The 22,303-nt window shown below is 29.7% G+C and carries 20 protein-coding genes and 1 tRNA gene; 1 reads left to right on the top strand and 20 read right to left on the bottom strand.

Annotated features, from left to right (window positions below; all coding sequences use genetic code 11):
• Positions 1–59: 59 nt before the first annotated feature.
• The 9 genes from B3B03_RS00915 to B3B03_RS00875 form a co-directional block, all read right to left on the bottom strand.
• Positions 60–135 (bottom strand) — tRNA-Thr (locus tag B3B03_RS00915).
• 83 nt (positions 136–218) lie between these two features.
• Positions 219–824 carry an RNA polymerase sporulation sigma factor SigH gene (gene sigH, locus B3B03_RS00910; protein ID WP_051824237.1) on the bottom strand — a complete coding sequence of 202 codons (606 nt, stop codon included), beginning with the start codon at positions 822–824 and terminating at the stop codon, positions 219–221.
• 109 nt (positions 825–933) lie between these two features.
• On the bottom strand, positions 934–1,443 hold the full coding sequence (locus B3B03_RS00905; protein WP_035135170.1) for an NYN domain-containing protein: 510 nt from the start codon (positions 1,441–1,443) through the stop codon (positions 934–936).
• 19 nt (positions 1,444–1,462) lie between these two features.
• Complete coding sequence (gene rlmB, locus B3B03_RS00900) at positions 1,463–2,188, bottom strand: 23S rRNA (guanosine(2251)-2'-O)-methyltransferase RlmB (RefSeq protein ID WP_346867662.1); 726 nt, start codon at positions 2,186–2,188, stop codon at positions 1,463–1,465.
• Between the two features lie 226 nt (positions 2,189–2,414).
• The gene (gene thyX / locus B3B03_RS00895) at positions 2,415–3,212 is read right to left on the bottom strand and encodes an FAD-dependent thymidylate synthase (protein WP_346876254.1); all 798 of its coding nucleotides are present in this window, start codon (positions 3,210–3,212) and stop codon (positions 2,415–2,417) included.
• Complete coding sequence (locus tag B3B03_RS00890) at positions 3,196–3,621, bottom strand: Mini-ribonuclease 3 (protein ID WP_346876253.1); 426 nt, start codon at positions 3,619–3,621, stop codon at positions 3,196–3,198. Before B3B03_RS00890 ends, thyX begins: the two co-directional genes overlap by 17 nt.
• A 488-nt stretch (positions 3,622–4,109) precedes the next feature.
• Positions 4,110–5,822, bottom strand: coding sequence for a proline--tRNA ligase (locus tag B3B03_RS00885; protein ID WP_346876252.1), 1,713 nt, complete (start codon positions 5,820–5,822; stop codon positions 4,110–4,112).
• A gap of 284 nt (positions 5,823–6,106) precedes the next feature.
• Positions 6,107–6,796 (bottom strand): 2-C-methyl-D-erythritol 4-phosphate cytidylyltransferase, encoded by a 690-nt coding sequence (gene ispD, locus B3B03_RS00880; protein ID WP_346849279.1) that lies wholly within the window; start codon positions 6,794–6,796, stop codon positions 6,107–6,109.
• A gap of 65 nt (positions 6,797–6,861) precedes the next feature.
• Positions 6,862–7,956, bottom strand: coding sequence for a PIN domain-containing protein (locus B3B03_RS00875; protein WP_150843588.1), 1,095 nt, complete (start codon positions 7,954–7,956; stop codon positions 6,862–6,864).
• A gap of 358 nt (positions 7,957–8,314) precedes the next feature.
• On the opposite strand from B3B03_RS00875, the gene B3B03_RS00870 reads away from it, so the two are divergent.
• A complete protein-coding gene (locus B3B03_RS00870) occupies positions 8,315–8,743 on the top strand; it encodes a hypothetical protein (RefSeq protein ID WP_035135181.1) in 429 nt (142 codons plus the stop codon).
• 30 nt (positions 8,744–8,773) lie between these two features.
• Here B3B03_RS00870 and disA read toward each other — a convergent pair whose 3' ends face one another.
• The 11 genes from disA to fusA form a co-directional block, all read right to left on the bottom strand.
• Entirely contained in the window at positions 8,774–9,838 is a 1,065-nt protein-coding gene (disA, locus tag B3B03_RS00865; RefSeq protein ID WP_346849278.1) for a DNA integrity scanning diadenylate cyclase DisA, read from the bottom strand.
• A gap of 49 nt (positions 9,839–9,887) precedes the next feature.
• Positions 9,888–11,252 (bottom strand): DNA repair protein RadA, encoded by a 1,365-nt coding sequence (gene radA, locus B3B03_RS00860; protein ID WP_346849277.1) that lies wholly within the window; start codon positions 11,250–11,252, stop codon positions 9,888–9,890.
• A 209-nt stretch (positions 11,253–11,461) separates the two neighbouring features.
• Positions 11,462–13,939 (bottom strand): ATP-dependent Clp protease ATP-binding subunit, encoded by a 2,478-nt coding sequence (locus tag B3B03_RS00855; protein ID WP_346849276.1) that lies wholly within the window; start codon positions 13,937–13,939, stop codon positions 11,462–11,464.
• A 139-nt stretch (positions 13,940–14,078) separates the two neighbouring features.
• A complete protein-coding gene (locus B3B03_RS00850; protein ID WP_035135188.1) occupies positions 14,079–14,303 on the bottom strand; it encodes a hypothetical protein in 225 nt (74 codons plus the stop codon).
• Between the two features lie 136 nt (positions 14,304–14,439).
• Entirely contained in the window at positions 14,440–16,182 is a 1,743-nt protein-coding gene (locus B3B03_RS00845) for an ABC transporter ATP-binding protein (RefSeq protein WP_346876251.1), read from the bottom strand.
• 172 nt (positions 16,183–16,354) lie between these two features.
• A complete protein-coding gene (locus B3B03_RS00840) occupies positions 16,355–17,605 on the bottom strand; it encodes an aminopeptidase P family protein (RefSeq protein ID WP_346876250.1) in 1,251 nt (416 codons plus the stop codon).
• A 46-nt stretch (positions 17,606–17,651) separates the two neighbouring features.
• Positions 17,652–18,386: a TraX family protein gene (locus tag B3B03_RS00835; RefSeq protein WP_346849273.1), complete on the bottom strand. Its 735-nt coding sequence runs from the start codon at positions 18,384–18,386 to the stop codon at positions 17,652–17,654.
• A 29-nt stretch (positions 18,387–18,415) separates the two neighbouring features.
• Entirely contained in the window at positions 18,416–19,054 is a 639-nt protein-coding gene (locus B3B03_RS00830; protein WP_346876249.1) for a histidine phosphatase family protein, read from the bottom strand.
• 222 nt (positions 19,055–19,276) lie between these two features.
• A complete protein-coding gene (locus B3B03_RS00825) occupies positions 19,277–19,465 on the bottom strand; it encodes a hypothetical protein (RefSeq protein WP_346849271.1) in 189 nt (62 codons plus the stop codon).
• Positions 19,425–19,661, bottom strand: coding sequence for a hypothetical protein (locus tag B3B03_RS00820; protein WP_035135200.1), 237 nt, complete (start codon positions 19,659–19,661; stop codon positions 19,425–19,427). Before B3B03_RS00820 ends, B3B03_RS00825 begins: the two co-directional genes overlap by 41 nt.
• Before the next feature lie 223 nt (positions 19,662–19,884).
• Positions 19,885–21,963, bottom strand: coding sequence for an elongation factor G (gene fusA / locus B3B03_RS00815; RefSeq protein WP_346849270.1), 2,079 nt, complete (start codon positions 21,961–21,963; stop codon positions 19,885–19,887).
• Positions 21,964–22,303: the final 340 nt, after the last annotated feature.

Below are 22,303 nucleotides of genomic sequence, written 5' to 3'. Positions count from 1 at the left end.
AAAACATTTTTATTTTCACTTTTTTAATGTAAACTTATCCACGTGTGTTGCAAAATAACTGGAGCTCATAACCGGGATTGAACCGGTGACCTCCACCTTACCAAGGTGACGCTCTACCTACTGAGCTATATGAGCATTCAATACATAATGTATTTATTTTAAAATATTTTTGTCAGTTCCTTATTATAAATGATTTTTTTTTGTTTGTCAATACGATTTCATCTTTGTTCTAAACACTTTTCAAGTTTACGTTTTACTCTCTGAAGTGCATTATCAATAGATTTTGCTTGCCTATCTAAATCGCTGGCAATTTCTTGATAAGATTTACCATCAAGATAAGAATTCAAAACTTCCATTTCTAAGCCTGACAATACTTCTTGTATCTTACTTTCTATGTTCTCCATCTCTTCTCTATCTATTATCAATTCTTCGGGATCAGATACCCTTATACCTGATAATATATCTAATAGAGTTCTATCTGATTCTTCGTCATATATAGGCTTATTCAGTGATATATAAGTATTTAGTGGAATATGTTTTTGTCTTGTGGCAGTTTTTACAGCAGTGATTATCTGTCTTGTTATGCACAATTCTGCAAAAACCTTAAAAGATGCTAACTTATCATCCTTAAAATCTCTTATAGCTTTAAATAAACCAATCATACCTTCTTGATATATATCTTCTTTATCAGCACCAATCAAAAAATATGATTTTGCTTTAGCTTTCACAAAGTTCTGATATTTACAAAGAAGATATTCTAGGGCTCTATTGTTTCCCGTCTTAGCCAGAGCTACTATATCTTCATCTTTTTTACCCGTAAACATGGAGTTTAACTCATCATTGCCACTTGTATTTCCCAACAATATCCCCCCCAAAGCATAAATGACCCTAACTAGAATTATACATTAACAAAATTTAGATAGTCAAGATATATTATCTACTTCTTCTTATCTTTTCTAGCTTTTCTGCCACTTCTTTATCTATGGCCTCCTCAAAAAGATTTCTATTATGAAAACTCTTGTTCTCACACTGCCTAGATATCTTTCTGTTTGTTTCCTCAATCCAACTGTAAAACTCTATAGATGATACTCTATTAGCACCTCTTTGAAATATTAACTGTTGCTCTAGAGAATCAGATGTTACAACATAGACCTCTGATTTTCTCCCTATATGATTTACAGTCCTCTCTATATAACTATCCGCAGTTTCATCATGCTTTGTAAAAACTATAGTCAAATTTCCTTTTCTATCCTTTTTTTCTATACTTCCCTTTACCATATGTGCATCAAATACTAGTGTTATTCTGCACCCTTTAAAGGCTGCATAGTTAAGAAGTAAGTCAATAAGCTTATTTCTTGCAGCTTCGTAACTATAGTCCTTTATAGTATTTAATTCTGGCCAGCTATTAATTACATTATACCCATCCACAAAAATTTGCTTCAACTCTATACCCCATTTACTTCTATTTCAATCTTTGTTTTAATATTTCATATGCTATCATTCCACATGCTACTGATGCATTTAATGAATTAACCTTTCCTACCATAGGTATTTTAACCAACACATCGCACTTTGATTTAGTTAGCTTTGAAATACCTTTTCCTTCACTTCCTATAACTAAAGCTATAGGTCCTTTTAAGTCCGAATCATAGCAGTATTGGGTCCCATGCATATCTGCTCCATATACCCATATCCCAGATTCCTTTAGTTCATCTATAGCTACATTTATATTTGTAACTTTAGCAATTTTTATGTATTCCGTAGCCCCAGCTGAAGTTTTATAAACAGTAGGTGTAACTCCTACATTTTTTCTTTTTGGAATTATTATCCCATGTACTCCACAAACTTCTGCTATTCTTATTATGGACCCAAAATTATGAGGATCTTCAATTTCATCTAATACTAATATAAAGGGATCTTCCCCTTTTTCCTTAGCGTTATTAATTATATCTACTATACCACAATAATTGTATGGAGTTACTATTGCAATTACCCCTTGATGTGCAGCGGTTTCACTTATACCATCTAGTTTTGCTCTATCCACATATTTAACTACTACAGATTTTTCTTTAGCTAATGCTGTAATTACACTTATGGATCCTTTAGTATCTCCTTGTGCTATCATTATATATTCTATTGTTCTATCAGATTTTAGAGCTTCAATAACCGCATTTCTACCTTCAATCATATCTTCTCTTGAGGTTGCATTGAAATTTTCAACTTTTATATTGCTTTGTATGTTTTCATTTCTGTAGGATTGATTATTTCTTCTTTCACTATTTACATCACCTACAAATCTATTATTATCTCTTCTATTTTTCCCTATACGTTTAGGTCTAGCATTTTTACTACCTTGTCTTTTATCTTCCATCCTTATATCACTCCTATCATCTATTTCTATATCAATTTACATTTTATATAGATAAGTACTTATTTCTTATTTCTATAGCCTTACCACAAGTCATAGCTCCTTCTGAACAACTTTCCTTTACACAACTAGGACCGCATCCTTCAAATAAATTTGGTGCTACTTTTTTTACTTCCTTAAGCATAGCATCTGCTAAATCCCTTATTTCCCATTGAGCTCTCATACAGCATCTATGACTAAAGAAATGCATAAGCTCTCTAGCATTCATTGTAACTACAATTTTAGTTGCACATGCATTAGGAAATATATATCTAGCATCCTCAATAGCACTTTTTTCTGCTTTGGACTTTAATGATTTCATCTCTTTTTCTGTGATTTCTTCACATTTTTTTCTTGCTTTATGTTCATTAATATATACATCTAAATTAGAAGCTTTAAGCACTTCAACTAATTTATCATAGTCTTCCTGATCTTTTTTCATCGCCTCTACGAAGATAGCCTTACACTTCTCATCTTTTGCTATAGATGGTGGAATTATATATTCAAAAGCATCTAACTTAACATATCTTTGACTTTGCTGAGAATAAGAAGCAACTCTATGTCTAACCAATTGATGTGTTAAGCTTCTGGATACGCCCTCAATACCAAAAGTAAAGCTTACATGTTCAACTGGAGAGTTATGACCATAACTATTCAACATTTTTATAAATTTACTTGTAGTTTCTTCATCTAACCCTTCTGTTATTTCCTCAATTCCTACTGAACTATAACATAATTTAGCTGCTGCAGCTACTACTTTTTCTGGATTTGGAGTAAACTCCATAAGTTTAACTTTTATCATTATTATCACTCATTTCAATAATTTTATTAAGCAAATAATTTAATCTGTCATTCTTTCCTGAAATGTACAAATATCCTATTACAGCTTCAAATCCTGTTGCCCATCTATAATCACCAACATCTGCGTTCTTAGGAGCACTAGATTTAGTATTTCTTCCTCTCTTAAAAACTGACATTTCCTCTTCGTCAAACACATCTAAAATTAATTTTGCATAATTACTCTGTGATTTTGCTTTGACAAAATTAACAGTTTTTAAATGCAACTGCTGTACTTTCAATGATTTATTTTCCCCTAATAAATAGGTTCTTATAAACACTTCATACACAGCATCACCTATAAATGCAAGAGTTAATGGGTTTATTAAATGTGCTTCTTTTGCACTAAATTTTTCTTTCAATAAATCAAATTCCATATTTTTCTCCTTAATGAGATAAATCCTATTATAATAATTAAACATAATAATTATATATTTTCAAGATTTCATAGTCAAATCTAACTTTTCCCTAACACAATTCTTATTAATGAATTATTAAAAAATATAGTTATTAATAACCCTAATTATTCACTGTCTTCATCTTTTTCTTCTATTTCTAATAGGCCCTATTGAAAATTACAGTGATAGAATATCATTGGCTATTTTCATTTCTTTTAAAATAACAAAATCTCTGAACCCCTTGAGTCCACAACAACTAGTTATATATTTATATAGTTTCCTATTAACATATTTATATAGTTGAATATATATTATATGAAAATATAAATTCTCTTTAAATTTTATTACTTTGATTAACCACATGGTCTTCTAGAAACCAATATTAAAAATTATAGTAAAATAGGACTATATTTTATTAATACAGTCCTATTTACTTACAATGAAATAATTTACTTTATAGCAAATGATTAAAATTTTAAATTATTTGCTATAAACTCTTTTTCTATTCTGTCTACTACATCTTCTATATTTACTTCTTCAATATCTTGATTTTTTCTTAACTTAAATTCAACTATATCTTCAACTACTTTTTTACCTACTGTTACTCTTATTGGAATTCCAATTAAGTCAGCATCCTTAAACTTAACTCCAACTCTTTCATTTCTATCATCTAAAAGTACATCTACTCCTTTAGTTTTAAGATCCTCATAGATTTTCTCCGCTCTATTCATTTGTTCTTCATTTTTAACATTAGCAGGCATTACTATTACTTTATATGGAGCAACAGCCATTGGCCAAAGGATTCCATTTTCATCATGATGCTGTTCAATTATAGCTGCTACAGTCCTATTAATACCAATTCCATAACATCCCATTACTAGAGGTTTCTCTTTACCATTTTCATCTAAATAGTTAGCTCCCATAGATTCTGAATACTTAGTTCCAAGCTTAAATATATGTCCAACCTCTACCCCTCTTCTAATATTTATTGGGCTTCCACACTTAGGACACATATCCCCCTCTGCTACGAGTTTATAATCTCCTACTATGCCGTTAAAATCTCTTTCATAATTTACATTTTCATAGTGATATCCTGTATCATTAGCTCCAACTATAAAATTACTCATTCTAGTAACTTCTTCATCTACAAGTAGTGTATCTACTTGTAATCCAATTGGACCAGCAAATCCTATTTCTGCTGATGTAGCCTTTAAGACAGTTTCTGCAGCTGCCATTTCTAATTCCATAATTCCACCTAATGCATTAGAAACCTTAGTTTCATTTAAGCTTCTATCTCCTCTAACCATTACTGCCACAACTTTGCCATCAGCTTTATATATTAGAGTCTTTGCAAACTTCTTGTTACTAGTATTAAAGAAAGTTACTAACTCTTCTATAGTTCTTACATCTGGAGTTGCTATCTTCTTTAATTCCTTTTCTTCTTCTTTCTCTGCATCTTCCAGTTTAGATGTAGCCTTTTCTGTATTCGCGGCATAATTACAACCAGTACAGAAAGCTATTTCATCCTCTCCTATATCAGATTTAACCATAAACTCTGCTGAACCTGATCCTCCCATAGCTCCTGAATCTGCTTCAACAGCGCTAAATTCTAAATCACATCTAGTAAATATCTTATTATATGCTTCATACATCTTCATGTAAGATATATCTAATCCTTCATTATCTTTATCAAAACTATATGCATCTTTCATTATGAATTCTCTTGACCTCATAACTCCAAATCTAGGTCTTCTCTCATCTCTATATTTGGTTTGAATTTGATAAAGATTTAATGGTAATTGTTTATAAGATTTAATTTCATTTCTCGCTAAATCTGTAAATACTTCTTCATGGGTTGGTCCAAGACAAAAATCTCTTCCATTTCGATCTTTAAGCCTAATCATCTCTGATCCCATTACATCCCATCTTCCAGATTCTTGCCATAGATTTGCTGGTATAAGTGCAGAAGCTAAAAATTCTTGAGCACCTGCTCTATCCATTTCTTCTCTAACTATATTTTCTACATTTTTTAACACTCTAACTCCATTTGGCATGAAAGTGTATATTCCTGTAGCTGATTTTCTTATCATTCCAGCTCTTAACATAAGTTGATGGCTTGCTATCTCTGCTTCACCTGGAACTTCTCTTAGTGTACTTATTAACATCTTTGATAACTTCATCTTCCATTCACCTCGTAATTATATTTATTAATAAAAAAATAGAACCCACCCTAATTAGGGCGAATTCTATCGCGGTACCACCTAAAATTTATACTTCATTTTATAACGGCTCATGCCGGTAGTTAAAACTACTGCTCAGAAGCAGGTTCAAAACGTGTGAAAATCTTTCAGCCGGTGAATTTTCTCTCTGTGGGTATGTTTCTACTATTCTTCCTCATCACATATTAATATTAAATTTTAATAAATATCATTATATCATACATATTTAAATATTGCCTACATATTTATATTTTATTTTTTAAAATATTTTCTCCAATTATCATATCTTCTGGAGTTGTAAGCTTTATATTTAAATAACTACCCTCATAAAGATATACTTTTCTATCAAATTTTTCAACAACCATAGCATCATCAGTAACTTGCTCTTTAGTCTTTCTTAATTTTTCATGGCAGAATAATATAATATCATACTTAAAACACTGAGGGGTTTGAACTATAAAAGCATCCTCTCTATTTAAGGTTTCCTTGGCAAACCCTTCTTTATCCTTAATTTTTATAGTGTCCTTTGATTTAACTCCACAAGTACATGCACCATATTTTTCAGCATTCTTAATGCCATCATTTATTATATTCTCAGTAACAAATGGTCTAGCTCCATCGTGGATTAATACTATGTCACAAGGTTCTATTGCCTTTAATCCATTGTATACAGAGTCTTGTCTTTCCTTGCCACCTTTTACTAAAGCTCTAACTTTTTTAAGGTCATATTTTTCAATTATATTCTTTTTACAATACTCCATCTCATCTTCTGCACACAGAACTATAATATCATCTATATTTTTATTGTCAGAAAAAGCCCTTATAGTATGATATAATACTGGTTTTTCTGCCAAAGTCAAAAACTGCTTGTTTACATTTGATCCCATTCTTTTCCCTTGTCCTGCAGCCAATATTATCGCTGTATTTTTTCTCATAATTCCTCCAATAAATTAACCTTAAACTAATCATAAATTAGCGCTTAATTTTTCTTAATAAAAAACTATTGTTCCTTTGGTTTTGCAAATATCATTCTTCCTGCTGCTGTTTGAAGTACTGAAGTAACTACTACAAATATATTTTCACCAATATATTTTCTACCTTCTTCAATGACAATCATAGTTCCATCATCTAAATATGCAACCCCTTGACCTGACTCTTTTCCATCTTTAATTACCTGTGTTTTCATAACTTCTCCTGGTAATAAAACAGGTTTTACAGCATTTGCTAACTCATTAATATTTAATACAGGTACTCCCTGAAGTTCTGCAACTTTATTTAAGTTATAATCATTAGTAATTACCTTTCCATTCAATACTTGAGCAAGTTTAAGTAATTTAACATCTACTTCCTTAATATCTTCAAAATCGCCTTCCCATATTTCTACATCTATACTTAACTCTTTCTGTATTTTATTAAGTATATCTAATCCTCTTCTTCCTTTTGTCCTTTTTAAAGAATCTGAGGAATCCGCAATATGTCTAAGCTCATCTAAAACAAAAGTAGGAATTACTAAAGTACTTTCAATAAAACCACTTTGACATATATCAAATATTCTTCCATCAATTATTACTGATGTGTCTAACACCTTAGGGCTTAACTTATCTCCAACATTCTTTATCTTAGAATCCTTATTAGCTCCAGGCTTTTTAAAGCTTGTAAACACATGTATAATTTCATCTTTTTTTCTTACGCATATATCTGCAAATAAAACAGTAATTATTACCGTAACAATTACAGATATTATGGTTATTATTATCGAATCCACTCTAATAAGTGTAGATAATAATACTGATATTATAAGTCCAATTAAAGCTCCTATACCTGCAAATACAATATCTACTATTGGAATCTTTTGAGCAGACCTTTCTAAGTATTCCATAGCTTTAACAATTCCTGAGTTTATAAAAGGTGAAATAAAATAAAATATAAGTCCAATAAAAATAATACATAATACAACAAATATTATTGAAATAAAACCTGTATTGTTTATTCCTAACTTAGGTAAAAGTTCCGTAGAATTTCCCCATGCACCTAAAACATATCCTAATGTTCCTCCTATTAAGGTAAACAAAGCCCTTAATATTTTCTTTAACACCACAGCACCTCCTTAATTTTTAACCTATATTGTGATTATTTACAAATTTTCTCCATAATATCCTACTAAATTAAATATATATTATCATTAAATACATTTCAATGGATTATTAGAATATTAACTAAAATTTGATTAACTGTATATAATATTAACATTTAAAATATTTGATATTCTCAATTAATAATTAACAAATAATTTTCAATATAAAAATATTTGTCAATACTCACATTTTCTACTTCTTCACATAAAATAAATTGTTAACAGTAAAATTACCCCCTATGAATAATAGTAATATTGATATATTATATAAATAAAGGTATTCCAAGTAAGTAACTTTATTTATAAAGGAGTGAAAGTTATGAAGGATCTAATATTTGATGAATTTCAAAATTCTGTAGATAGTTCTTTATTAAGACATAAAAGTATACTTGACATACTAAGCAAATTGCAGGAATCTGAAAGTAGAGTTAACAGATCCGTAGTAAAAGCTGTTACTAGTTGCGGTTGTGTTAAAATTAAAGCTGAAAAACAGGGTATAAATTATTCATTGAACGATGATAAGGAAAACACCATAGATAAATTAACCTTAGATGATTTAGAAATACCTCTTAGTTCTCATATACAAGGAGAGCTATGTGATAATTGCCGTAAAATCATCGAACGAGAAATAGGCAATCACTTATTCTATATAACTTCCTTATGCAATAGTTTAGATATAAACTTATATGATGTACTTCTAACTGAATACAAAAACATAACTACCTTCGATAAAATTAATTTAAGATAGCAAATATAGCACAAACTTAATTGCTTTGTGCTATATTTGTTTATCTAATATAAATTGCTCTTTTAATCTTCTTAGACCATTTTTAATGGTTTTGGCTCTTGCTTCTCCTACCCCATCAACTAAATCTAATTCATCATAAGATGCTTTCATTACCACTTGAAGTTCTCCGAAATGTTTTATTAGATTTTCTATAATTGCCGATGGTAATCTAGGTATTTTATTTAATATTCTATATCCTTTTGTAGATATTAAATTATCCACTAAAGGAACACCACCATATCCTAATACCTTAGCTATCATATCAAGATCCAATAACTCTATAGCTGATAACTTTTCTATATTCCTATAAACATCAAGATATCTTTCAGCATCACTACAATAGTCTCTCACAAGAAATACTCCCTCTTGTTCAACGCCCTTGATTAATTCTCCTAATTGCATAGATATAAGTCTACCTTCATTCCCCAATTCACATATGTACGTTTCTATCTCACAAACTATTCTCATAACCATTTCATTTCTCTGTATTGCTGTGACTACATCTAAAAGGGTCGATAAATCTTGTAACTCCAGTAAGTTTAGATTACTTATTACTCTTTCTAAAACTAACTGATATTTTTCTAAGGTTTGAATAGCTTGATTAGCCTTAGCTAATACATCACTACTTTCTCTAAGGACATATTTTATATCATCTTTATATACAGTGATTATATTCCTTCTTTGAGATATTGCTACTACTATATCACCAGTTTCCTTTGCAACTCTTTGAGCTGTTCTATGTCTAGTTCCAGTTTCTTGAGTAGTTATAGATGGATTTGGCATCAACTGTGTATTAGCGTATAATATCCTCTTTAAGTCACTACTTATAACTATAGCTCCATCCATCTTTGCTAGTTCATATATATATGCTGGAGTATATTCTGATTTTATTGAAAATCCTCCATCTACCATATCTAATATGGCATTACTATCACTTAATACTATTAATCCTCCAGTTTTAGCTCTTAATATATTATCTAATCCTTCCCTCAGTAGGGTTCCCGGGGACATAATTTTTAGTATTTCCATAAGTTCTTTTTGCTCTTGTTCCCTCATTATTTTCCTCCATTATTAATTTAACACTTTACTGTTCTCTTATATATTATTAAAAAATCTTTGACACTGCTTCTCTAACTGTATCCACTCCAATTAAATTTATTCCCTTATTAGTTATTTTTGCTTTATTTTTATTGGGTAGTATTATACTAGTAAAGCCCATCTTTATTGCTTCATTTATAATTTTTTCTGCATGAGCTATAGGCCTAACTTCTCCAGTTAACCCTACTTCTCCTATAATTAATAAATTTTCTATTTTAATTTCCTTTGCTTTGACACTAGATATTAACGCTAAAACTATTCCTAAATCTCCATATGTACCGTCAATGTTAAGTCCACCTACCACGTTAACATACACATCACTGTTATAAAAAGGAACTCTTAATTTTTTTTCTAATACCGCTAATATCAAACTTAATCTCTGGTTATCAACGCCTACTGCAGTTCTACGTGGCATCGGAGCTTTAGTTTCACTTGCTAAGGCTTGAATTTCTACTAAAATAGGTCTAGTTCCTTCAACTATCCCAATGACTACTGATCCTTCCTGTTGCATAGATTTTTCTTGCAAAAATACTGAAGATGCATCATTTACTTCCTCAAGACCACTTTCTCTCATTTCAAACACACCAATTTCACTAGTAGTTCCAAAACGATTTTTTATGGTTCTTAATATTCTAAACTCTTGTGTTCGCTCTCCCTCGAAATATAGAACTGTATCCACCATATGTTCAAGAACTCTTGGTCCAGCCAATTCTCCTTGTTTAGTTACATGGGCAACAATAAATAATGGAATATTCTTTGTCTTTCCTATTCTCATTAAATCATTAGTACATTCTCTTACCTGAGATACACTCCCTGGAGCAGAAGAAATAGTTGGTTTATATAATGTTTGAATAGAATCTATTATTATAAACTTTGGCTCCATTTCAGTTATATGCTCTTCTATAATATCTATGTTGGTTTCCGATACCACATAAAGTTCTTTTCCTGTAGCTTTCAGACGTTCTGCTCTCATTTTTATTTGCTCTTCTGACTCTTCTCCAGATACATACAGAACTTTTCCATACTTTAGTGAAATATTACTGGCACTCTGTAACAATATAGTAGACTTACCAATACCAGGATCTCCAGATATTAAAGTTAATGATCCCTTTACAAGTCCACCACCTACAACCCTATTTAATTCCCCAATTCCTGTATCTAACCTTTCATATTCACTGGATTTTACATCCGTAATATTCTTTGGCTTATTTCCAGAAGACATAGTAACTGACCTTTTAAAAGTAGTTACTGCTTCACTTTTAACTTCTTCTCCCATAGTGTTCCAGCTATTACATCCAGGACATTTTCCATACCACTTTGGAGCTTCATAGCCACACTCATTACATATATATACTTTTTTAATCTTTGCCATAATCTGCTCCTTAAATTTTTTATATTAATTTATTATTTCTTAACAGTTAATTAAAATACTTATTATACTATGAGTTTAACCATTATTTTATATAGTAAATTATATTGTTCTTAACTATAAAAAAACCACTTATATAAAGTGGTTAAAAATATATGGTATTATATCTATCATAATTATATACCCATTTTTGTTTAAACACAATGAAGTAATTAGCTACACTTAATAAACTTCAACTCGTCTTTTTCAACTGTTATTTGTATGATATCACTCTTTTTGAAATTTCCTTTAAGAATCTCATCAGATAGTCTATCCTCAATCATATCAGTTATAATTCTTCTTAAGGGTCTAGCTCCGTACTCTTTATCTCTTTTTTGTTTACTTATGAATGTTTTAGCTTCATCTGTAAATCTTAATATAATATCATTTTGCTTAGCTCTTTCACATAGATTATTTGTGATTATATCAACAATTTTAATTATGTGTTCATCTTTAAGTTTATGAAACACTACTATATCGTCAATTCTATTTAAAAGTTCTGGCTTAAAGATATTCTTTATTTCGCCAAGTATAATTTCTTTCATATTTTTATATTCATTATCACAATTTTTATCATCAGATAATCTTTCAAATCCTATAGAACGGTGTTTTTTTATAGTAGATGCTCCTGCATTAGAAGTCATTATAATTATAGTATTCCTAAAATCTACAACCCTTCCCTTAGAATCAGTAAGTCTTCCATCTTCCAGTACCTGAAGTAAAATATTAAATATATCTTCATGTGCCTTTTCTAGTTCATCAAATAGTATTACCGAATATGGACTTCTCCTAACTTTCTCTGTTAATTGACCTCCTTCATTAAACCCTATATAACCTGGTGGTGAACCAATTAGCTTTGATACAGAGTGTTTCTCCATATATTCCGTCATATCTATTCTAATTATTGAATTTTCATCATCAAACATAGTTTCTGCAAGCGCTTTAGATAATTCAGTTTTTCCTACCCCTGTTGGTCCTAGAAATATAAAACTCCCTATAGGTCTCTTGCAATCTCTTAGTCCTACCCTTGATCTCCTTATGGCCTTTGCAATAGCTTCAATAGCTTCATCCTGACCTATAACTCTTTTATGAAGAATGTTCTCTAAATTTAATAATCTATCAGTTTCTTTAGATGTAAGTTTCTCTAAAGGTATTTTAGTCCATGTTGATAAAACTTTTGCAATCTCTGCCTCATCTACCGTTATCTTGATTTCTTCATTACTTTCTACTAACGTTCTTTTTCTAGAGTTTAATTGTTGTCTTAATTCATATTCTTCATCTCTAATGGATGCTGCCTTTTCAAAATCTTGAATATCTATTGCTTGTGATTTTTCTTCAATTTTTTTCTTAAGCTTCTGCTCCAAAATTCCAACTTCATTTCTTTGTAAATTTTCTATTCTACTTTTAGCCCCTGCTTCATCTAAAAGATCTATTGCTTTATCTGGTAGGTATCTATTTGATATATATCTATCTGACAAATTTACTGCTGCACTTATAGCTTCATCTGTAATTCTAATTGAATGATGTTCTTCATACTTATTCTTTAACCCTTTAAGTATTTGGATAGCATCTTCCTTAGAAGGTTCTTCAATTATAATTGGTTGAAATCTTCTTTCTAAAGCAGAATCCTTTTCAATATACTTTCTATATTCATCTACGGTTGTCGCTCCTATGCATTGAAGCTCACCTCTTGCAAGGGCAGGTTTTAAAATGTTAGAAGCATCTATTGCCCCTTCCGCACCACCAGCTCCTACTATAGTATGAATTTCATCAATGAATAAAATAATATCCTCACTCTTACAAACTTCAGCCATTAAAGATTTTAACCTATCTTCAAATTCTCCTCTATACTTTGCTCCTGCAACCATAGAAGCCATGTCTATACTTATTACTCTCTTATTTAATAACATGTCTGGTACACCATCACTTTGAATTTTTTGTGCTAATCCCTCAACTATGGCTGTCTTGCCCACTCCAGGATCTCCAATTAAACATGGATTATTTTTTAGCCTCCTACATAATATTTCTAAAACTCTTTCTGTATCCCTTTCTCTTCCTATAACTGGATCAAGCTTATTTTCACTAGCATATCTAGTTAAATCCTTCCCATACTTATCAATCATTGGAGTTTTATTTCTTTTAGACTTGTATGGCTCCTCTATTTTCATTTCAGTTCTACTGTCATGAAAGTCAGAGTTACTACTTAATGATATTTCACATTGTTTTTTATTGTAGGATAACATTCCTAGCAACTCATTGAAGTTTGTTCCTAAATTATCTAATATTGTATAAGCTACGCCCTCTTCTTCTTTAAGTATAGCTAATAATATATGCTCCGGAGATACAAATTTATCATTTAAATTTCTGGCTTCTACTAAACTAACTTCCATCAGCTTTTTAGTTCTAGGAGTAAAATATATCTCTTCTGGATATATCTCATCCTCACCATAGCCAACTAATTTTTCTATTTTATCTTTAATCTTTATTTCATCAACACACATATTTTCTAGCGCCTTAGCTGCTATGCCGCCCTCTTCCACAATACCTAATAATACATGTTCAGTGCCTACATATCCATGTCTAAATCTTTTCGCTTCTCCGTGAGCATACATCAATGCTTGTCTTGCTCTATCATTATATTTATTAAACATTACACTAACCCCTTTATCTATATAGCAAAATGCTAATACTATAATATTTAGTCTATCCAATTCCAGCAATGACAAACCATAATTTGTAATTATTTTTAAAATATATTTTTTGAAAACGTATATAAATAAAGTACCTTCCCTATTGGAAAAGCACTTTATTTATATATTTTCTATCTTTGTATAAAGTAGATATAGCATTGTCATAATCATAATACTCTATTTTAATGCATTTTTCTTCATAACATCTTATTTTAACATTTAGATTTTCATTTAAAATTACATCAATAAGAGCACCATCTTTATCATAGCTAAACTCCTTTAAATCATTTAATAGTTTGTCTATATTTTCTTTGTTTCTAATCATCTTTTCCTCCAGTATTATAAATAACTTTAATTTCATATAATAGATTATTTTAAGTAAAAATCATATTATCATATGATTTTTACTTAAATAAATAACATAATATGATTAGATTATTAAAGATATATCATTAATAATTTTAAAACTCTAATTCCGAATCATTAAAATATCCATTAAACTGTGAGTTATACAACCTAGCATAAATTTCACCACTATTAATCAATTCTTTGTGAGCACCTTTTTCAACTATTCCCTTATTTGTTAATACTACAATCTCATCTGCATTTTTAACAGTTGATAGTCTATGAGCAACTATAATAGATGTTCTTCCCTTAGATAACTTTTCTAAAGATTTTTGAATTATAAGCTCTGAAGTATTATCAAGAGCTGATGTAGCCTCATCTAATATTAATATAGGCGGATTCTTTAAAAATACTCTTGCAATAGATATTCTTTGCTTTTGACCCCCAGATAACTTTACTCCTCTTTCCCCTACATAAGTTTCATATCCTTCTGGTAGTGACATGATAAAATCGTGAATATTAGCATTTTTAGCTGCTTCAATAACCTCATCATCGTCAGCTTCAGGATTTCCATAGAGAATATTATCTTTTATAGTTCCTGTAAATAGAAATACATCTTGCTGTACTATTCCTATGTTTTTTCTCAAGGACTTTAATGTTATGTCCTTAATATCTTCTCCATCAATGGTAATTTCTCCTTTATTTAGTTCGTAAAATCTTGGAATTAAATGACAAATAGTTGTTTTACCACCACCAGACGGTCCAACTAATGCTAAAGTCTTACCTTTTTCTATTTTTAAATTTATATTAGATAATATTTCTTCACTACCTTCATATTTAAAGGTAGCATTTTTAAACTCAATTTCACCTTGTACATCTTTAAATTCTCTTGCATTATCACTATCTACTATGTCTGGTTTAGTATCCATTAACTCTACAAAACGCTTAAATCCTGACATACCTGATTGATATTGTTCCACAAATGATGTTAATCTTCTTATTGGTTGCATAAAATATGCTACATATAAAAAATAAGTAGATAGATCAATTACGCCTAATTCCCCTTTATATACGAAGTAACCTCCAAACCCTAAAACAACTACATTTAGCATGTCTACAAAAAATCTCATTCCAGACATGAACTCTGCCATATATTTATAAGCAGAAGATCTACTAGTTCTAAATTGAGTATTTCCTTCATCAAACTTTTCCATTTCATATTCTTCATTAGTAAAAGATTTAGCAACTCTTATTCCTGATATACTATTTTCTAGCTTAGTATTAACTACAGCTATCTTCTTTCTAACATCATAAAATGCCTTGGACATTTTCATTCTCTTAGTCATCGTAAATATTATAATTATAGGTATACAAGCAAATATTATTAATGTTAATTTTATATTTATAGCACATAGTAACCCAAAGGATCCTATAAGCATTATTATTGAAATAAATACATCTTCCGGTCCATGATGTGCCAGCTCAGAAATATCCATTAGATCATTAACAATACGTGACATAATATTTCCAGTCTTATTATCATCAAAATAGCTAAATGGTAATGTCTGTAGATGGGCAAAAACTTCTTTTCTCATATCATATTGAAGCCTTACACCCATTACATGACCCCAATAATCTATTATATAATTTGCTATAAGCTTAACTACATACAATAATACTAAGACAATTGTAAATATTAATATTGTTCTTAGATTCTTATTAGGAATTGCATCCTTTAATAGGTAATTTGTAAACATAGGAAATACTAAATCCATGGCTGCTACTAAAAATGCACATATCATATCAATTATAAATAGAGTTTTGTGTGGCTTGTAATAAGATATAAATCTCTTTAACATTAAAATTCCTCCATATCTCCTAGTAAAATTAAAAAAATTGTTCTATAAACATGTTTTAAGCCCCAGCAGAAAAACTCCTTCTACTGAAGCTTAAATTCTCTATGAACTTATTAAAATACTCTTTAATTAATCTACATAAATCTTCAACAAAAAAACTTTCACTTCTAAGAAATTAATCATTATTTTTACTCATAAACATTTCTATATCTTCTATACTTTTAATTATATGAGCAGAAAGATTTACATAACCATCCTCTGTAACCAGAATATCATCTTCAATTCTAACACCTATACCTTCTTCTTCTATATAAAGTCCCGGCTCGTCTGTAATAATCATACCTGGTTTAAGCTCTATACTTCTCGGTCCTACATCATGGGTATCTAATCCTAATGGATGTGCTACACCATGATAGTAGTATTTATTTAACTCTGAGTCTTCCTTTATAAGGCCAATTCTCTTACATCCCTGAGCAAGAACTCTTTTAGTTATGTCTTGTAATTCACCAGTAGTAATTCCTGGTTTTACTGCTTTCATAACAGTTTCATTAGCTTCTAATACAATATTATATACTTCTTTTTGTCTTTCTGAAAACTTCCCATTGATAGGAAAAGTTCTACTTATATCCCCATTGTAATATTTATATTGTGCCCCTAAGTCTAAAAGCATAAGCTCTCCATCTTCAGTCTTAGTATTATTATCTACATAATGAAGTATAGTTGCATTCTTTCCAGTGGCTGCAATAGTTGGAAATGCAAAATCCTTAACTCCATTTTTCTTTAAAATATAATTAAAATATGCTTCAATTTCATACTCTTTCATGCCTGGTTTAGCATTACTCCATATTTCTTTTATCCCTTCATAAGTTATATCTATAGCTTTTTTAATTAATTCAATTTCTTCTTCTCTTTTTATAGTTCTAAGTAAAGCTATATCATGATATATATTTTTAACTCTTACATATGGATATCTTTTCATAATATCTACCGCAAAATTTTGAGATGATGTTTGTGGAATATTAAATTCTTGTCTTTCTAAATCTAAATACACATTATCAATATTAAATCTATCAAAATAACTTGCAATAGTACTTTGAAAATCTTTTAAAAACTTAATATCCTCTATACCTGAAACTTCTTTTGCTTTATCTTCACTTATTGTTTCGCCAACCCATTTAGCCATAACAGGATCATTCTCTTGTATAAATAACATTTCTGACACTTTGCCATTAATATTTATAATCACCATAATTACTTTTTCTTCATCAATACCGGTTAAATAATAAAAGTTTCTGTTTGGTGTAAATGGATAAGTCTCATCTGCGGACTTATAAGGAGCTTGTCCAGCAAAAAAGATAGCTATAGAATTTTGAGAAAGCACATCCCCTAACTTTTTTCTGTTAGTAACATAAAAAATCTTATTCATAATTAATCCCCTTTTCATCATTATTTTCTATAAACCCCAATAATTATTATATACCATATATTATAATATATCTAATATATACTAAAACTAATAAGTGAAGTGGATAAAACCCATAAAATAGAAATTGTACTTTTTTACCTTCACTCCCATTGTAATGATAAATAAAAAATAAACTATTAATGCAAGTTGCTTGAAGAAAAACTCTAAAGTTTACTCCAAATGGTTCCATAAAATATTTTAAATATGGTATAGTATATAAAAAATTCAATCCTATCATAGAAAGAGTTAATTTTTTAAAATTCTCTTTAAACATCTTAAAGCATAATATGATACAAACTCCATATATTGCATAATCAGATTGAAATTTCTCTAAGATATATAGTATTCCTAATATAATGACAAATTTAATTATATATATAGAAATATCAAATACTTCTTTGGATATCTTAATATCATGCTTTAACTTGTAATAATGAACTTTTTTGTCTAGTATTATCATAATAAATATTCCTGAAAGAAGTGTAAAAAATACATTTAGTCCTTTAGTCTCAAATGCTAGCATGTAAGGTATTTGTGATATGATAGCTAAAATAAATAGCCTAAACATATATCTTTTTATATTCTTAGTCCTACTATATCCCTCTGTTATTAAAAATGCATATATAGGAAATGCCACTCTTCCAATGATTCTAAAAAACATTATCTCTGGAAAAAATATGGCTCCTGTATGATCAATTAGCATAGTTACACAGGCCAATAGTTTAAGCGAGAAACTATCCATAACTTAACAATCCCCCAATGATTATCTTTCTATTCATTATATTCTTTCACTTGATATTCATGGTGTGATATATCTGCACACTGCACTATCTTATGTATTTTATCATCAAACTCTATAGTTGTAAGACTTGTCTGCTTTATGTATGGCTCCATCCAAAAATTACTTATATCGATATTTTCTAAACTACAAAGTAATGCTTTTATAGGCATAGTATGTGTAACTATAAGAATATTTTTTCCTGTATTTTCTTCTATAATATCCATAATTGCTTTATCAATTCTTTCAATGAGCTCTTCAATGGTCTCTCCATCGCCTACAGGTTTATATATTTCTGGTTTATTCCAATAATTATAATATTGCTCTGGATACATTTTCTTTATTTCATCTTGGTTCAATCCTTGGAATTTACCTAACTTCAATTCTCTTAGTCCATCATGACTTATAAGTTCAACACTCTTATTTTCATTAATTATTTCTGCTGTCTTATAGGCTCTACCACTAGAACTTGAGTATATCTTGTCTAAATTAATTCCCTTTAATCTCTCTCCAAGCCATTCTGCTTGTTTTACTCCTAGCTCTGTTAAAGGAGAGTCATTCCAACCTTGCATCCTCCCTTCTACATTCCATTGAGTTTGTCCATGACGAGTTAAATATACAGTTGTTGTCACTTCTTCTCCTCCTACACTAAATTAAAACTTATTAATATACCAATTTTAATATAACTTATCTAAATATGCAAATATATCACATTTAAATTCTATGCTTATACATTGAATTCATATCTAAGAATATTAAGGTTTTTATATAAGTAAAAAAATATGCAAATAGTAAGTCCTCTTAAAACTTACATACTTGCATACTATCTAAAGCCTACTAATTATACTAGCACATTAATCCTTATAAATATCAAATTTCTCTAATTGTATTCTATTAGGTAACACTTTTGTATCATGAAACAACTCATCTAGTAGCATAAGATTATCGTTTTGCTCAACAATTTTATGAGATCCAATTCCAAATTCATCTTTTAATAATTTTTCATCTTCGTTTTGTGGCATGAATATAGTACTTACCATCATTTCTTCCTCCTCTCTCAACTATATCAAATTTATCACTTTCCAAAATGTTACATAATACTTTTGCATCTTCTACTTTGGCTTCGCTCATCTCAATTTGGAAGTTATCTAACGGTCCAATTATTCCCATATAGTCATGTATAGAACTATAATCGCTTAATCTAATCTGTCCATATATATTCATTTTATAGTCTGACATAAACAACCCCCTATTATATAATTATTTATAGTTTGTTAAAGTTCATATATTTTTATACATTATTATTTAAGTCATATATTCTTTGAAGTATTAAATATCTAAAAGTAATTAATTATATATTAACCCACTGCACAAAAAATAAACCCAGTGATAAAATTTCTATTATCACTAGGTTTATCTATTTATATAAAATTAGAATATCTACACAAAATTTATACTATTTTTATGCTTCCTTTTTATTTTCGGATACAATTTTATCTACTAAGTCACCTGGAACTTCTTCATATCTTTCAAATTTACTTCTAAAGCTTCCTCTAGCACCTGTTATACTTCTTAAATCAGTAGCATAGTTATACAATTCAGCTTGAGGTACTTCACTAATTATTCTTTGTCCCTTTAATCCCGGCTCCATTCCTAGTATTCTTCCACGTTTTTTATTTATATCAGCTATAACATCTCCCATATAATCATCTGGAATATCTATCTCTAGGTACATTATTGGTTCTAAAAGAATTGGATTTGCCTCTTGAAGACCTCTCTTATAAGCTAGAGAAGATGCTATTTTGAATGCCATTTCTGAGGAATCTACTGGATGGAATGAACCATCATGTAATGTTGCCTTTAATCTTATAACTGGATATCCTGCAAGTACTCCATGAAGTATACAATCTCTAAGCCCCTTCTCTACAGCTGGTATATATTGTCTAGGAACAGCACCTCCTACTACTGCATCAACAAATTCTAATTCATCTTCACCATCATTTCTAGGCTCAAATTTAACCTTTACATCTCCATATTGTCCATGTCCACCTGACTGTTTCTTATGTTTTCCCTGTACATCTGCAATTTTTTTGATTGTTTCTCTATATGGCGTTTTAGGAATTCTAAGACTTACATCTGCCCCAAATTTATTTTTCAATTTACTTACTAAAACTTCTAGATGTGTTGTACCAATACCTGAAATTACTACTTCAGCATTTTCTATATCTCTTGATATTGAGAATGTAGGATCTTCTTCCAATAATTTTGAAAGTCCACTTGATATTTTATCTTCATCTCCCTTTGTATTAGGTATTACAGCTCTAGAATATACTGGTAACGGAAATTTCATTCTATTAAACACAATAGGTCTGTTTGAAGCACATATGGTATCTCCAGTACTAGTAAATTGTAATTTTGAAACCGCTCCAATATCTCCAGCTTTTATTTCTGTAGTAGGATATTGTTTTTTTCCTTTCATAAAATATAGAGATCCAAGTTTTTCGTCTTTTTCTTTAGATGAATTGAATACAACAGTATCTGATTTTGCAGATCCTGTTATAACTCTAAACATAGATAGTTTACCAATGAATGGATCAACTATTGTCTTAAATACCAATGCAGAAAATGGTTCTTTTTCATTGATTTTTATATTTATAAATGCATTGTTTTTAATATCTTTAGCCATATATAAGTTAGTCTCTATTGGAGATGGAAAACATTCTACTATATCTTCTAATAATGTTTCAGTTCCTATACTTGCTATAGCTGAACCACACATTATAGGGCATATATCACCTGTAGATGACCCTTTGATTAACCCATGATATATATCTTCTTCACTTAATTCCCCATCATTAAAATATTTATCTAACAAAACTTCATCAGTTTCTGCTACCGCTTCCATGAGCATTTGTTTACACTCTTCCACTTTATCTCTTAACTCCTCTGGGATTTCTCCTTCTTCCATAGTATGAGTCTTAGGATTAAATATTCTAGCTCTATTAGATATAATATTTACTATACCCCTAAGTTCTGTTTCTTTTCCTATTGGGTATTGTATAGGCACAACAGACATACCAAACTTGTTTTTTAATTGCTCTAAAACTTTTTCAAAGCTACTATTCTCACGGTCTAATTTGTTCACAAATATAGCTCTCGGTAATTTACGCTCAACTGCATAATTCCATGCCTTCTCTGTTCCTACCTCAATTCCTGCAACTCCACACACAGTTATCATTGCCATATCGATAGCACTTAGTCCTTCAATTATTTCTCCTTCAAAATCAAAATAACCTGGCATATCTACTAAGTTAATTTTAACATCTTTCCATTCACAATGAGCAACAGCTGTAGAAATAGATATTCCTCGCTTTTTTTCTTCTACATCATAGTCACTTACAGTAGTTCCATCCTCAATTTTTCCAATTCTATCAATCTCTTTAGTATAATATAGTAAACTTTCCATCAAACTTGTTTTGCCCGAACCACTATGACCAATTATTCCCACATTTCTTAAATTATTAATTTTATACTCTTTCATAAGGCGTACCCCCTAAATTTAATTTGGATGTATTAAGTTTATAAAATTGTATTAAATATATATTTTATTCTATGCATTATCAAAATTTCCTCTAAATGTTAGAATATTTATAATATTTAATCAATTATAAATAGAATAAAGCCATAATATAGCTTTATATCTATTTATATTTCTTAAATTAACTAATATTCTTTCCTTATAAAAATATCTTATAACAACACTGTTTGTACTTTTTTGAAGTGATAGCATTTTATTTTTTAAACAATAAAAAAAGTAGATAATTAACAAAATTATCTACATAAAATTTATAATTATAAGAAATGGCTCCGCGAAGAGGATT

Source organism: Clostridium sp. UBA5712, from assembly GCF_002419845.1.
Lineage (GTDB): Bacteria > Bacillota > Clostridia > Clostridiales > Clostridiaceae > Clostridium_J > Clostridium_J sulfidigenes.
This window is presented reverse-complemented; position numbering and strand designations above follow the sequence as displayed.

What these genes read in the sequence shown, in the direction of transcription:
- sigH (WP_051824237.1), bottom strand. Translation starts at nt 824, where the DNA reads ATGTTTACGGGTAAAAAAGATGAAGATATAGTAGCTCTGGCTAAGACG.
- rlmB (WP_346867662.1), bottom strand. Translation starts at nt 2,188, where the DNA reads ATGATTGAAGGTAGAAATGCGGTTATTGAAGCTCTAAAATCTGATAGA.
- B3B03_RS00890 (WP_346876253.1), bottom strand. Translation starts at nt 3,621, where the DNA reads ATGGAATTTGATTTATTGAAAGAAAAATTTAGTGCAAAAGAAGCACAT.
- B3B03_RS00885 (WP_346876252.1), bottom strand. Translation starts at nt 5,822, where the DNA reads ATGAAGTTATCAAAGATGTTAATAAGTACACTAAGAGAAGTTCCAGGT.
- ispD (WP_346849279.1), bottom strand. Translation starts at nt 6,796, where the DNA reads ATGAGAAAAAATACAGCGATAATATTGGCTGCAGGACAAGGGAAAAGA.
- B3B03_RS00870 (WP_035135181.1), top strand. Translation starts at nt 8,315, where the DNA reads ATGAAGGATCTAATATTTGATGAATTTCAAAATTCTGTAGATAGTTCT.
- disA (WP_346849278.1), bottom strand. Translation starts at nt 9,838, where the DNA reads ATGAGGGAACAAGAGCAAAAAGAACTTATGGAAATACTAAAAATTATG.
- radA (WP_346849277.1), bottom strand. Translation starts at nt 11,252, where the DNA reads ATGGCAAAGATTAAAAAAGTATATATATGTAATGAGTGTGGCTATGAA.
- B3B03_RS00855 (WP_346849276.1), bottom strand. Translation starts at nt 13,939, where the DNA reads ATGTTTAATAAATATAATGATAGAGCAAGACAAGCATTGATGTATGCT.
- B3B03_RS00850 (WP_035135188.1), bottom strand. Translation starts at nt 14,303, where the DNA reads ATGATTAGAAACAAAGAAAATATAGACAAACTATTAAATGATTTAAAG.
- B3B03_RS00845 (WP_346876251.1), bottom strand. Translation starts at nt 16,182, where the DNA reads ATGTTAAAGAGATTTATATCTTATTACAAGCCACACAAAACTCTATTT.
- B3B03_RS00840 (WP_346876250.1), bottom strand. Translation starts at nt 17,605, where the DNA reads ATGAATAAGATTTTTTATGTTACTAACAGAAAAAAGTTAGGGGATGTG.
- B3B03_RS00835 (WP_346849273.1), bottom strand. Translation starts at nt 18,386, where the DNA reads ATGGATAGTTTCTCGCTTAAACTATTGGCCTGTGTAACTATGCTAATT.
- B3B03_RS00825 (WP_346849271.1), bottom strand. Translation starts at nt 19,465, where the DNA reads ATGATGGTAAGTACTATATTCATGCCACAAAACGAAGATGAAAAATTA.
- B3B03_RS00820 (WP_035135200.1), bottom strand. Translation starts at nt 19,661, where the DNA reads ATGTCAGACTATAAAATGAATATATATGGACAGATTAGATTAAGCGAT.
- fusA (WP_346849270.1), bottom strand. Translation starts at nt 21,963, where the DNA reads ATGAAAGAGTATAAAATTAATAATTTAAGAAATGTGGGAATAATTGGT.